Genomic DNA, 13,036 nt, shown 5'->3' with positions numbered 1-13,036 from the left:
GGTCTGATTGCCAACCCGTTCAGCCGACCGCGCTGGAAATTCCAGAGTTGTGACCGCCTGCGCTATATTGCCGGTTCCGCCGCAACCGGGCTCGACCCGGCCAACGCGTCGCGGCAGAGCTGACGAGGAACTATGGCGCTGGTTTTCAGTGACGACATCTGGGACCGCTGGCGGTTGCCGGCCTTGGCGCTGGCCGCCGCCGCGATCATCGTGGTGCCGTGGTTGACCCTGCGTAAACTGCAGCAGGACAGCGAACAAGCGATGGCCTGGGTCAACCACACCCAGGCCGTGGGCGTGGCACTGCAGCAACTGCAGGCCGATGTGCGCGATGTCGAATCGGCCGCGTTGACCCTGTCCAAGGGCGTGGATGCCCCCGGCCTGCGCGAACGCATGGCCCGGGCCGATGAAATTCCCGGGCGCCTGGCCGAACTGGGCCGGATGACCCGCGACAATCCCGACCAGCTGATCCGCATCGGTCGGATCGAATCGATGCTGGAAGGCCGCATGGCACTTGCCCGCGAGTTGGCCAGGTCCGAACCGAACAGCGACCAGCGCGAGCTGGTGCAGGACCTGAGTACGCGCTATCCCATCCGCGGGCTGGTGGAAGAACTGCAGGCCAGCGAGCAGAAGCTGCTGGCGCTGCGCGCCGAGCAGGCGGCACGCCAGCGCAAGCAGACCGAACTGGTGTCGTGGAGTTCGCTGGTGATCCAGCTGGCGCTGCTCGGCCTGGTGCTGTGGCTGCTGCAGCGGCAGATCGGCCGTCGCCTGCATGCGGAGCGGCAATCGCTGCGCTCGGCTGCACGTGCGGCGTCGGTGCTGCAGACCGTGCGCGAACCGATCGTGCTGCTCGACCGCGACCTGCGCGTGCAGCTGCACAATCCAGCATTCGCTGAGCTGTACGGCCTGCAGGACGAGCGCGCCGACGGCCTGCTGCTGGAAAACGTTGGCGACAACGCATGGCAGGACCCGGTGGTCCGGCAGCGCCTGGCCGACGTACTGTCGCGCGGTCGCGAACTGTGGGACTTCGAGCACGAGCAGCGCACCGCCGACGGCATGGTGCGCTACATGCTGCTCAACGCGCGGCGCATGCCGCTGCCCGACAGCGATGACGAGGTGGTGCTGCTGACCATCAGCGACGTCACCATGCAGCGCGCAGTGCAGCTGCGCGTCGAAGAGCTGAACCGCCAGCTGGAAGGAAAGGTTGCGCAGGTGTCCGAGGTCAACCGCGAGCTGGAGGCCTTCAGCTATTCGGTCTCGCATGACCTGCGTGCACCGCTGCGCCACGTGGCAGGATTCTCCGACAAGCTGTCGCGCCACCTCGGCGACCAGGCTGATGACAAGAGCCGCCACTATCTGGACGTGATTTCCAGTTCGGCCCGGCGCATGGCAGCGTTGATCGACGACCTGCTGGTCTACTCGCGACTTGGCCGTGCGGCGATGCGGCAGCAGGCGGTGGACATGCAGTCGCTGGTGGCCGACACCCGCGCCATGCTCGATTCCAACCTGCAGGCCGAGGCCGAGAACAGCGGCCATGCGCACCAGGTGGAGTGGAGCATCGCGCCGCTGCCGATCGTGGTGGGCGACGAAAACATGATCCGCCAAGTCTGGCTCAACCTGCTCGGCAACGCAGTGAAGTACTCGGGCAACCGCGAACCGGCGAAGATCCGCGTTGACTACCAGCAGCAGCCCGACGGCGGCCATCAGTTCACGGTCAGCGACAATGGTGCAGGCTTTGACATGGCCTACGCCGGCAAGCTGTTCGGTGTGTTCCAGCGCCTGCACAAGGCCAGTGACTACCCGGGGACCGGCATCGGCCTGGCCAGCGTGCGCCGCGTGCTGACCCGCCATGGTGGCCGTATCTGGGCCGAGGCCGAACCGGACGTCGGCGCTGCTTTCCACTTCTACCTGCCCCCCGCGACCGACGCGGACAAACAAGGTCCCTCTGCATGACGACTCTGCGCACCATTCTTCTCGCCGAAGACAGCCCGGCGGATGCCGAAATGGCGATCGACGCCCTGGAAGAAGCGCGTCTGGCCAATCCCATCGTGCACGTCGAGGACGGCGTGGAAGTGATGGACTACCTGCTGCGCCGCGGCGCCTTCGCCAACCGCGAGGAAGGCTTGCCGGCGGTGCTGCTGCTGGACATCAAGATGCCGCGCATGGATGGCCTGGAAGTGCTGCGGCAGATCCGCGAGCACGAAGAACTCAAGCGCCTGCCGGTGGTGATCCTGTCGTCTTCGCGCGAGGAAAGTGACCTGGCCCGCAGCTGGGACATGGGCGTGAACGCCTACGTGGTCAAGCCGGTGGACGTGGACCAGTTCTTCGGCGCGGTGCAGACGCTGGGCAAGTTCTGGGCATTGATCAACCAGGCACCGGAACTCGAGTGAGCCCATGCCCCTGACCGGTCCCGCCCTGGGGGCGCTGCGCATCCTGCTGGTGGAAGACTCACCGGAAGATGCCGAGCTGATGTCCGAACAGATGCTCGACGCGGGCCTGGAGGCCCGCTTCGAGCGTGTGGAGAGCGAGGCGGAACTGCGCCAGGCACTGGCTGTGTTCCAGCCGGACATCGTGCTGTCCGACCTGAGCATGCCGGGGTTCTCCGGTGACGACGCGCTGCGCATCGTGCGCGAGACCTCACCGGAGGTGCCCTTCATCTTCGTCTCCGGCACGATGGGTGAGGAGAATGCGGTAGCGGCGCTGCAGAAGGGCGCCAACGACTACATCATCAAGCACCAGCCTGCGCGCCTGCCTTCGGCGGTCGCGCGTGCGATCCGCGATGCACGCAGTGCGGTCGAGCGCGCACGCGTGGAAACCGAACTGATGCGTGCGCAGCGCCTGGAAAGCCTGTCTCTGCTTGCCGCCGGGCTCAGCCACGACCTGCGCAACATCCTGCAGCCGTTGCTGATCATGCCGGACCTGCTGAAGGCCCGCACCGAGGATCCGCAGCTGCACCACCTGGCCGACGTCATCGCCGAGTGTGGCCGCCGCGGCCATGAGATGGCCGAGTCGATGCTGTCGTTCGTGCGTGGTTCGCGCAAGCCGAGCGAGCGCATCGAGATCGACGGCCTGTTCGACGCGGTGGCGCTGCTGTTGCGCAGCAACGTGCCCGATGCCGTGCGCCTGGAACTGCAGGTGCTGGACGAAGGCCTGGTGGTCGACGCCAACTACACCGAACTGCAGCAGGTAATGCTGAACCTGGCGCTCAACGCGATCCAGGCGATGCCCAACGGTGGCCGCCTGAGCCTGACCGCCAGCCATGCCGGGCAGCGCGATGGCGTGGACTGGATGCAGATCTGCGTGTCCGACGAAGGCATCGGCATGGATGCGGACACGCTGTCGCACCTGTTCAATCCCTTCTTCACCACCAAGGCCGATGGCACCGGCCTGGGTCTGATTTCCTGCAAGCGCATCGTCGAAGGCGCCGGCGGCAGCATCCATGTCAGCAGCCAGCCGGGGCAGGGCACCTGCTTCGAGCTGCGCTTGCCGATGCACGAAGCCAGCGACGGCAGCGAGCCGATCGAGCAGCTGGTGGCCCTGGGCAGTGGCCAGTCGATCCTGGTGGTCGACGGCGAAGCTACGCGCCTGTCGCTGCTCGGCAACGCGCTGTCCAGCCAGGGGTATCAGCTGCAGCTGGCCTCTGATGGCCCGGCGGCGCTGCGCTGGATGCAGCAGGAGGCGATGCCGGCGCTGGTGATTGCAGACGCCGGCTCAAAGCTGCTGCCGGCCAGCCAGCTGCTGGGCGAGATGGCTGCGCTGGGCTATCGCGGCCCGGCGCTGGTGCTGGAGGATGCGGCGGTGGCGGTGCCTGCCGATGCCTTCCCGGCCGGCGTGGACGTCCATATACTGCGCAAGCCGCTGCAGATGCAACAGGTGTTCCGCGCAGTGGCCGAGGCGCTGGGCTGACAAAGGGTAGTGCCGGCCGCTGGCCGGCATCCCCGTGCGGTGGGATCATTGCGGTTGCCGGCCAGCGGCCGGCACTACCGGTCCAGCGTTTCCCAGGGGAACCGCGGCAGGGCGTCCACCGCCTGTTCCAGGCGCCGTGACCAGTTCTGGTGGATATCGGCGTACAGCGCTGAATCCGCGCCCAGCCGCAGTTGCTGGCCGATGCGCAGTTCACCGTCGCGCAGCAGCGCCAGGTCGATCGGCAGGCCTACCGACAGATTGGAACGGATGGTGGAGTCCAACGAGACGATCGCCGTGCGGGCGGCATCCTCCAGGCGCGTGGCGGGGCTGAGGATGCGGTCGAGGATCGGCTTGCCGTACTTGGATTCACCGATCTGCAGGTAGGGCGTCTCCGGTGAGGCGGCGATGGCGTTGCCGAGCGGGTAGATCATGTACAGCCCAGGCCGCTCACCGGCAATCTGGCCGCCGAAGATCAGCGTGGCCTGGGTATTGACCCCATCGTGGCCATGTTCACTGTGGCTGCTGTGCACCTGGCTGTCCACCAGCAACTGGCCAACGTACGCGGCGGCCTCGAAAAGGTGAGTCATGTCGCGCAGGTTGGGTGAGCGCCGCTCGTCGGCATCGCGCCCCAGGCGCGACACCAGCAACTGGGTGGTGGCCAGGTTGCCAGCCGCCATCAGCACGTAGGCTGCCTGGCCGGGATATTCGAACACGTGCAGCTTGCGATGCACGCGTACATCGTCCAGCGAGGCATTGGTCCGGGTGTCGGCAGCGAAGACCAGGCCCTCGTCCACCTCGATTCCAACGCAATAGGTCATGTCGGTGCCCTATCATGTGCGTCCCGGATTGTAGGCAGGCCGCCGTGACGACGGCATGTCCACGCCCCCATCGCTGCCACCTGAACCGCATGACGACCGTGCTCCTGAGCCTGGGCAGCAATGTCCAGCCCCGCCGCTACCTCCACGCCGCGGTGGCGGCCCTGCGCGAGCGCTTCGGCGCGCTGCAGGTCTCGCCGGCCTACCGTACCGCCGCGGTCGGCTTCGACGGCCCGGCCTTCCTCAACAACGCGGTGGCGATCGAGACGGACTTGCCGCTGCAGGAACTGGACGACTGGCTGCATGCGCTGGAAGACGCGCACGGCCGCGACCGCAGCGGGCCGCGCTTCTCCGACCGCACCCTGGATATCGACGTGGTGTTCTACGGCGACCTGGTGGTGGAAGGTCCCGGCCACCTGCGCATTCCCCGTCCCGAACTGAAGCATGCCTTCGTGCTGAAGCCGCTGGCCGACATCGCGCCAGACTTCATCGATCCGGTCAGCGGGCTGGACCTGGCCACGCTGTGGCGCGCGCACGCGCAGTTTGGCGAGGCGTTCGAGGTGGTTGACCTTGAGTGATGGGGTCAGATCCCTTTTCCCGGCGGGAAAAGGGATCTGACCCTGTTGTGGATCCCGGCAGCGCCTCAACTTACCGTGCGCCCGCCATCCACGCGCAATGTGTGGCCGGTGACGAAGCTGGCTTCGGCCACCAGCCAGTACACCGCTTCGGCAATCTCCTCGACCGTACCGATCCGCGCCAAAGGCGTGCGCGCCAGCAGCGCCTCGCGGGCGAAATCGTCCTTGCCCTGTTCGGGCCACAGGATCGCGCCGGGCGCCACCGCATTGACCCGCACTTTCGGCGCCAGCTCCAGCGCCAACGAACGGGTGGCCATCTCCAGCGCGGCCTTGGCCATCGTGTAGGCGATGTGGTCGCGCATCGGATCGGTGCCGTGCAGGTCGGTCAGGTTGACGATGCAGCCCTGCTGGCGGCGCAGGTAGGGCGCGGCCGCCTGTGACAGCAGCAGTGGCGCGCGCGCATTGACCGCATACAGCTCGTCCATCGCCTCGGCCGTGACCTGGCCGAGCGGGGTGGCATAGAAGTTGGAGGCGTTGTTGACCAGCGCGTCCAGGCGGCCGAAGTGGGTAACGGCCTGTTCCACCAGGTCGGGCAGGGCGTCGGCGTCACGCAGGTCGGCCTGCAGCGCAAGCACGCTGCCCGGCCGCACATTGTCGAAATCGAACGCGGCCTGCTGCAGTTCGGCGCTGGAGGTGTTGGCATGCAGTACCACCGACCAGCCACAGGCGTGGAACTGGCGGGCGATGGCCGCACCGATCCGGCGCGCGCTGCCGGTGATCAGGACCACGGGGTGGGTATCGCTCATCGAGGGTCCTCCAAGGCTCGGCTATCCTGTGCACCATTGTCACCGCATTCGAAGACGCCATGCAGCCCACCTTCCCCTGCCCGAAGCCGATGCCCTGGCCCACAGCGACCAGCTGGCGGCCGCCCTGCGTGCCGAAATCCTTGCGCAGGGCGGGGCGATGCCGTTCTCGCGCTTCATGGAGCTGTGCCTGTACACCCCCGGCTGGGGCTACTACAGCGCCGGCGCCAGCAAGTTCGGTGGCAGCGGCGACTTCACCACCGCACCCGAGCTCGGCAGCCTGTTCGCCGGCAGCGTGGCCAATGCGCTGGCGCCGGTGTTCGCGCAGCTGGGCGCGCAGGCCCGCATGCTGGAACTGGGGGGCGGTACCGGCGCATTCGCCGAGGCCGTGCTGCTGCGCCTGGCCGAACTGGACGCGCTGCCGTCGCGCTACGCCATCCTCGAACCCAGCGCCGACCTGCGCGAGCGCCAGCAGCAGCGCCTGCAGCAGAACCTGCCGGCCGAGTTGGCCGCGCGCGTGGACTGGATCGACCGCCCGTTCGAGGAGGAGTGGGAGGGCGTGGTGTTCGCCAACGAGGTGATCGACGCGCTGCCGACCCCGCGCTTCCTGATCCGGGACGGCGAGGTCTACGAGGAAACCGTCGAGCTTGATGGCGAAGGCAACTTCATCCGTGGCGCGCAGCCCGCTGACATCCTGCTCAACGGTGCGGTGCGCCACATCGAGCGTTACCTGGAAAAGCCCTTTGCCGACGGTTACCGCTCCGAGGTGCTGCCGCAGCTGCCGTACTGGCTGCAGGCAGTGGCTGGCGGCCTGCAGCGTGGTGCGATGCTGTTTGTCGATTACGGCTACAGCCGCAGCGAGTTCTACCAGCACGACCGCGACGATGGCACGGTCCGCGCGTTCTACCGCCACCACGTGCATAACGACGTGCATCGTTGGCCCGGCCTGCAGGACATCACCGCGTCGGTGGATTTCACCGCGATGGCCGAGGCGGGCATGCACGGTGGTTTCGAATTGGCGGGGTACTGCAGCCAGGCCAGTTTCCTGCTCGGCAACGGCCTGGACCAGGTGCTGCTGCTGGCCGAAGAGCGTACGGATGAGGTCGGCCGCATCCAGCTGCGTGACCAGGTGAAGAAGCTGACCCTGCCGACCGAGATGGGCGAGCGCTTCCAGGCCATCGGCCTGCAGCGTGGTGTCGATTTCGAGCCGGCGTTCGAACTGGGCGACCTGAGCTGGCGCCTGTGAGCAATGCGTTGCCGCTGATCAAGCCGCTGCGGCGGCAGCGGCTGTGGACCGCGCTTTGGACATTGGCGGTGTTGCTGGTGATCGTGGTCTGCCTGATCCCACCACCGCCGATCCCGCTGCCGGAAAACAGCGACAAGGGCGAGCACTTCCTCGCCTACTTCATCCTGGCCGGCAGCGCGGTGCAGCTGTTCCGGCCGGGGCGCCCGCTGCTGTGGGTGGGCGTGGGGCTGGTGCTGATGGGCGTCGGCATCGAGTTCGCGCAGGGTGCGCTGACCAGCAACCGCACTGCTGACCCGATGGATGCGCTGGCCAACACGATCGGCGTGCTGGCCGGCATGGCCACGGCGCTGACCCCGTTGTGCGATCTGCTGATGCGCTGGCGGGGCTGAGGTTCCTGTAGAGCCGAGCCCGTGCTCGGCTCCCTCCCGAAAGGCAGCCGAGCATGGGCTCGGCTCTACAGTAGATCCACGCCATGCGTGGATGGATTGCGCCAGGACAGGCTTGCGGTTACTTCTTCAGCGTGACCTCATCCAGCACCCACATCGCCGGGCGCGTATCGCCGGTGAAGTTGATGCACAGGTCACCCGTGCCCTGCGTGCCCTTCGGCAGCGCCGCACGCAGGGTCACGAAGCCACCGGCATCGGGCGTGGCCGGCAGCGGTACCTGAGCCAGCACCTTGCCCGTGCAATCACCGCGGCGGATCAGCATTTCGCCATGTGCGCTCCGGGCCTTTTCGAAGCGACGCTTGGGTTCATCGTGGGCCAGCTGGAAGTAGTACGGAATGCGGCCCGCGCGGACCTCCACGCTGCCGATGCCGTCCAGCTGCGCCTGCGGCCAGCGCCAGCATGGCTGGAAGATGTCGACGTTGAACACCGCACGCGTTCCCTCGCGCGGGCCGTCGTCTTCCAGGCGCAGCACCAGCCCCTTCTTGCCCACGCAGCTGAGCAGCGCATCGCTGCGGCGGCTGAGCAGCGACTGCGCGGTGAACGTGGCGATGGTCGGCTTCGCGGCCAGCATCTGGCCCTGGTAGAACGCGGCGGCCTGCACGGTGGTCGGCAGCGTCGCGGTCAGCGGCTGCTGGTACAACGGCGACTGCCCGGTCACCGGCTGGCCATCGGTGCTGTAGCGCACTTCATAGCCCAGCGGGTTGGCCAGCGATAGGGTCACGGAGTTTTTCGCGCGATCATCGGTGTAGTCCACGCCCACTTCGAACGGGGTCTGCGCGTAGGCCAGGCCCCAGGCACGGTAGCGCTGCAGCTGCGCGGGCAGGCGCGCGAGGAAATCGCGGAAGTCGCGATGTTCCGGCGTACTCCAGCCGGTCTCGGCCACGGCGGCCAGGCGCGGGAACAGGTTGTGCTGCAGGCGCGCGTAGGTGCGCGTGTGCTCGGTAAACATGTTGGCCTGCAGGCCGAGAATGTGCTGGCGCTTGTCGGCCGCCAGCTCGGCCGGCACCGGCTCGAAGTTGTACAGCTTGCCGAGGTTGACCTGGGTCGGGCGGCCCGGCGGTTCATTCGGCGAGGCCGTCTGCAGGTAATCCAGGTACAGGTACCCCACCGGCGACATGACCACGTCATGGCCGGCACTGGCTGCAGCCAGGCCACCTTCGGTGCCCTGCCACGACATCACCGTGGCCTGCGGTGGTAGGCCGCCTTCGAGGATTTCGTCCCAGCCGATCAGGCGCCGGTCGTGCTGCTCCAGGAAGGTCTCCAGGCGCTTGATGATGTGGCTCTGCATGGCCATTTCATCCTTGATGCCCAGCGCACGCATGCGCTGCTGCACCTGTTTCGAGGCTTCCCACTGGTCCTTGACCGCCTCGTCGCCGCCGACGTGCACGTACTTCGCAGGGAACAGCGCGATCACTTCTTCCAGTACGTTCTCGAGGAAGGTGACGGTGCTGTCCTCCACGTTGAACAGGTTCGGGAACACGCCCCATTCGCTGATCGGCTTCAGCGGGGTGTTGATCGAACCCAGTTCCGGGTACGCGGCGATCGCCGCGGTGGCATGGCCGGGCACATCGATTTCTGGAATCACCTGGATATGCAGCCTGGCGGCATAGGCGATCACTTCGCGGATCTGCTCCTGCGTGTAGAAGCCGCAGTAAGGATGCTCCTTGCCACTGGCCAGATCGATGCCACTGTCGCCGGCCGGCAGGCGGCAGCTGCCCACCTCGGTCAGCTTCGGGTAGCGCTTGATCTCCATGCGCCAGCCCTGGTCATCGGTGAGGTGCCAATGGAAGGTATTGAGCTTGTGCGCGGCCATGGCATCGAGCACATGCTTGATCTCGTCCAGGCTCTGGAAGTGCCGCGCCGAGTCGAGCATGAAACCGCGCCAGCCGAAGCGCGGCGCGTCCTGGATCTGCACCGCCGGCAGCACGCCGTTGCTGCCACCCGTGGCCAGCTGGGCAAGCGTGGTTGCGCCGTAGAACAGGCCGGTTTCGTTGCCGGCCTGCACCAGCACGCCCTGCGCGGTGCTTTCCAGCGTGTAGCTCTCACCACTGTCGCGGAAGGTCGGGATGATCTGGAAGCGGATGCTGCCCGACGTGCCTGCCGCCTTGCCTTGGGCCGGCGTAAGGCGCGGACCGCCGCTGCGGGCCAGCAGGTCGGCGAACTGGGTGGCGACGCGCTGCGCGGCTTCGCCTTCGGCGTGCAGCGCGGTATCGGCGCGTACGGTGATGCCGCTACCCAGGCCGGGCTGCACCGTGGCCGGGGCGGGAATCAGCATCAGGCTGCCGGCACGCAGCTGCGGACCCGGTGCTTCAGCGGCCGGCGTGGGATCGGCGGCGAGTGCGGGCAGTGCCGGCAACAGGGCGAGCAGGCTGCCCAGCAGCACTGCGCTGCGCATCCGGGCGCGGGAAGGCTTGACCATCGGAACGACTCCTTGGAACGGTGCGATGAACGCTATACATGAAAAACGCCGGACCCGGAATGACCCAGGCCCGGCGTGCGTGCACGACTCGGCGATGTTGCTGCCACTGGATCAGTACTTGAAGCGGAAGTTGAGGTAGTACTGGCGACCGTTGCTGTAGAACGAGGTCGGGATGGCCGCGGTCTGGTAGTACTTGTAGGTCGGGTTGTTGAGGTTCAGGCCATCCAGGCTGATGCTCAGCCAATCGGTGGCCTTGTAGCTCAGCGATGCCGACAGCGTGCCGAAATCATCCTGGTAATACGGGTTGGTGCCCGACAGGCTGATCAGGAACGAGGAACGGCGGGTGTAGCTGACCCGGGCGCCAAAACGCTCGTTCTCGAAGTAGGCACCCACGTTGTAGGTGTTCTTCGAGGTGCCCAGCAGGTTGTGCGAACCATCCGACCAGGTGTGCGAGGTGGTGCCGTTGGCGTAGGTGTAGTTGGCATTGATGCCGAAGTACTCGCCGATCGGCTGCTCGTAGGCCACTTCCACGCCGGTGACCTTGCCGTCGGCATTGATCGGGGTGGAGATCTGGTAGGTCTCAAGCTGGTTGGTCAGTTCGCTGTAGAGCTGGCGCGAGACCACGTCGAAGGCGATGTAGTCCTTCAGCTTCATGTGGTACGCACCCACCGACAGCAGGCCGCGCGGCATGAAGTACCACTCCAGGTTGGCATCCAGGTTGGTCGACAGGGTCGGCTTGAGGTTCGGATTGCCGCCGCCGCCGGTGCGGTTCAGGTCCGAGCCGTACGAGGACGCGCCCAGTGCCGAGTAGTCCGGCAGGGTCTGGGTCTGCGAGGCGGCGACACGCAGCACCAGCGAGTCGTCCAGGTCGAACTTGATGTTGGCGCTGGGCAGGACACGGTTGCGCTTGTTCTGGAAGGCCAGGCGCTCCCACATGCCGAACAGGCTGCTGACATCGGCATCTGCGGCCTTGCTGACGGCGTTGTAGGTGTCGATGTCCTGCTTGATGTTGACGTAGCGCAGGCCGACGTTGCCGCTCCACCAGTCGCCGCGGAAGTTGGCCTGCACGTAGCCGGCGAAGTTCTTTTCCTTCACCTTCCACTCGGCGCCATAGTTGTGGCGACCGGTCGGGCCGTCATTGCCGGCCAGCCAGGTGGAGTTGTTGGTCACCGCGTCCTTCAGCGCGCCCGGGGTGAAGTACCACAGGTTGCGCGGGAAAGTGCCGCCGATGTCACCGGCAAAGCCGCTGGGATAGTTGGCCGTGGCACCGTTCTTCAGCGCGCTCCAGATGTCACCCGGGGTTGCACCTTCCGGCGACAGCGCTTCGCGCTTGTGGTCGGCGAAACGCAGGCCGAAGTCGATCGAGCTCAGTACGCCGCCATCATTGAAGTACTGGTTGAAGTCGAGCGTGGCCCACTTCTCCTTGTCTTCAGCGGTGACCTGCTGGTTGCCCCAGGTGCCGAAGCTGGTCACGCCGTTGGGCGAGAGGTCGCCGCCGACGTTCCAGTCGATCGGCGAGCCATTGCCGTGGGTGGCCCAGCTGGCGCCGCCGCCGTTGGCCAGGGTGACCTCGGCGATGTACTGGCGCGGCGTCTCGCCGGTGCCCTTGGTGCTGCCGGCCTGGAACGTGGCGGTCAGGCTGTCGCTGATCTGCCAGTCGGCATCGAAGGTGACATAGCTCGACTTGGCCTTCGACTCGCGGTAGATCATGTCGTACACCGCATAGTCGGTGCCCGGCACGCCCCTGTAGCTGGCGTTGGTCAGCACGCCGTCCTTGACCACATAGCCCGGATCCGGCGCCTGCGACTTGGCGAAGCTGTTGCCGAACATCATGAAGTTGCGGTTGTAGTTGTTGGCCTTCAGCTCGGAGCTGAAACCACTCAGGCCCAGGGTGAGGCTGTCGCTCGGCTTGAACTGCAACGAGACCAGGCCGCCCTTGCGCTCGCGGGTCTGCTCAAACAGGGTCGAACCCAGCAGGCCCGGCACATTGACGCCGATCAGGTCCGGATTGGTCTTGGCGACCGGATCGCCGGCGCCGATCTTGAAGAAGCCGCCCGGGATTTCCTGTGCTTCACGGCGCAGCTCGCGCTTCTGGCTGAAGCCCTGCACCATCACGCCGAAGGTGCCTTCCTCGTTCTTGTAGTTGAACAGTGCCGAGTACTGCGGGTCGTTCGACTTGGCCTGGTCCGAGCGCACCATGCCGATCGAGCCTTCCGCGGTGAACGGCTTGGAGAACTCCAGCGGCTTGCGGGTGATGATGTTGACGGTACCGGTGGTACCGCCGTCCTGCAGGTTGGCCTGCGAGGACTTGTTCACTTCCACCGAGCTGACCAGTTCCGACGGCAGCAGCGAGTAGCTGACGCTGCGGCCGACGTTGTTGCCCTGGCTGAGCACGAACCAGTCGGCCGAGCCGACGGTGTGGCCGTTGATCAGGGTCTGGGTCAGGCTCGGGCTGGTGCCGCGCAGGCTGACACGGTCGGCTTCATCGAAGCCACCTTCGTCGGCGCTGGACGAGCTGATGTTCACGCCGGGCAGGCGCTGCAGGGTATCGGCAACGTTGTGCGCGGGCAGCTTGCCCACGTCTTCGGCGGTGACCACTTCCACGCGCGCATTGGCTTCGCGCTTGGTGTCCAGCGACTTCTCCATCGAGCCACGGATGCCGGTAACGGTCACGGTGTCCAGATCGGTGGCGGTCGGGGCCGCCTGCTGCGCGTGCGCACTGAAGGCGATGCAGCTGACGATGGCGGCCGAAAGCAGGGTCTTGCGGGTGTTCATGATGTCTCTCCTCATCACTCGATTGGGTGCCGGCGGCGGTGTTCGGTTACGGTT

The 13,036-nt window shown here is 66.5% G+C and carries 10 protein-coding genes; 6 read left to right on the top strand and 4 right to left on the bottom strand.

The window, feature by feature from the left end; translation table 11 throughout:
• Positions 1 to 132 precede the first annotated feature (132 nt).
• From DL544_RS17735 to DL544_RS17725, 3 genes are read left to right on the top strand one after another with little or no spacing between them, the layout of a single operon-like run.
• Complete coding sequence (locus DL544_RS17735) at positions 133 to 1,950, top strand: sensor histidine kinase (RefSeq protein WP_005419357.1); 1,818 nt, start codon at positions 133 to 135, stop codon at positions 1,948 to 1,950.
• Positions 1,947 to 2,387 (top strand): response regulator, encoded by a 441-nt coding sequence (locus tag DL544_RS17730; RefSeq protein ID WP_005411057.1) that lies wholly within the window; start codon positions 1,947 to 1,949, stop codon positions 2,385 to 2,387. The genes DL544_RS17735 and DL544_RS17730 overlap by 4 nt, the downstream gene beginning before the upstream one ends.
• Before the next feature lie 4 nt (positions 2,388 to 2,391).
• Positions 2,392 to 3,903: a hybrid sensor histidine kinase/response regulator gene (locus tag DL544_RS17725; RefSeq protein WP_139727678.1), complete on the top strand. Its 1,512-nt coding sequence runs from the start codon at positions 2,392 to 2,394 to the stop codon at positions 3,901 to 3,903.
• 74 nt (positions 3,904 to 3,977) lie between these two features.
• Here the strand turns inward: DL544_RS17725 and DL544_RS17720 are convergent, their stop codons facing one another.
• Positions 3,978 to 4,721, bottom strand: a complete 744-nt coding sequence (locus DL544_RS17720; protein WP_065178043.1) for a proteasome-type protease — start codon at positions 4,719 to 4,721, stop codon at positions 3,978 to 3,980.
• Between the two features lie 89 nt (positions 4,722 to 4,810).
• On the opposite strand from DL544_RS17720, the gene folK reads away from it, so the two are divergent.
• Positions 4,811 to 5,296, top strand: coding sequence for a 2-amino-4-hydroxy-6-hydroxymethyldihydropteridine diphosphokinase (gene folK, locus DL544_RS17715; protein ID WP_005419350.1), 486 nt, complete (start codon positions 4,811 to 4,813; stop codon positions 5,294 to 5,296).
• Between the two features lie 65 nt (positions 5,297 to 5,361).
• On the opposite strand, the gene DL544_RS17710 is transcribed toward folK, so the two are convergent.
• The gene (locus DL544_RS17710) at positions 5,362 to 6,099 is read right to left on the bottom strand and encodes a pteridine reductase (RefSeq protein WP_005419347.1); all 738 of its coding nucleotides are present in this window, start codon (positions 6,097 to 6,099) and stop codon (positions 5,362 to 5,364) included.
• A gap of 28 nt (positions 6,100 to 6,127) precedes the next feature.
• Between DL544_RS17710 and DL544_RS17705 the strand changes: the two genes are divergently transcribed.
• Together DL544_RS17705 and DL544_RS17700 are read left to right on the top strand one after the other, a co-directional pair.
• Complete coding sequence (locus DL544_RS17705) at positions 6,128 to 7,342, top strand: SAM-dependent methyltransferase (protein WP_255312993.1); 1,215 nt, start codon at positions 6,128 to 6,130, stop codon at positions 7,340 to 7,342.
• Entirely contained in the window at positions 7,339 to 7,731 is a 393-nt protein-coding gene (locus DL544_RS17700) for a VanZ family protein (RefSeq protein ID WP_139727676.1), read from the top strand. The genes DL544_RS17705 and DL544_RS17700 overlap by 4 nt, the downstream gene beginning before the upstream one ends.
• A 118-nt stretch (positions 7,732 to 7,849) precedes the next feature.
• Here the strand turns inward: DL544_RS17700 and DL544_RS17695 are convergent, their stop codons facing one another.
• A complete protein-coding gene (locus tag DL544_RS17695) occupies positions 7,850 to 10,207 on the bottom strand; it encodes a family 20 glycosylhydrolase (protein WP_139727674.1) in 2,358 nt (785 codons plus the stop codon).
• A 111-nt stretch (positions 10,208 to 10,318) separates the two neighbouring features.
• A complete protein-coding gene (locus DL544_RS17690; RefSeq protein WP_139727672.1) occupies positions 10,319 to 12,982 on the bottom strand; it encodes a TonB-dependent receptor in 2,664 nt (887 codons plus the stop codon).
• Positions 12,983 to 13,036 lie beyond the last annotated feature (54 nt).

It is taken from the genome of Stenotrophomonas sp. pho, assembly GCF_006228405.1.
Taxonomy (GTDB): domain Bacteria; phylum Pseudomonadota; class Gammaproteobacteria; order Xanthomonadales; family Xanthomonadaceae; genus Stenotrophomonas; species Stenotrophomonas sepilia.
This window is presented reverse-complemented; position numbering and strand designations above follow the sequence as displayed.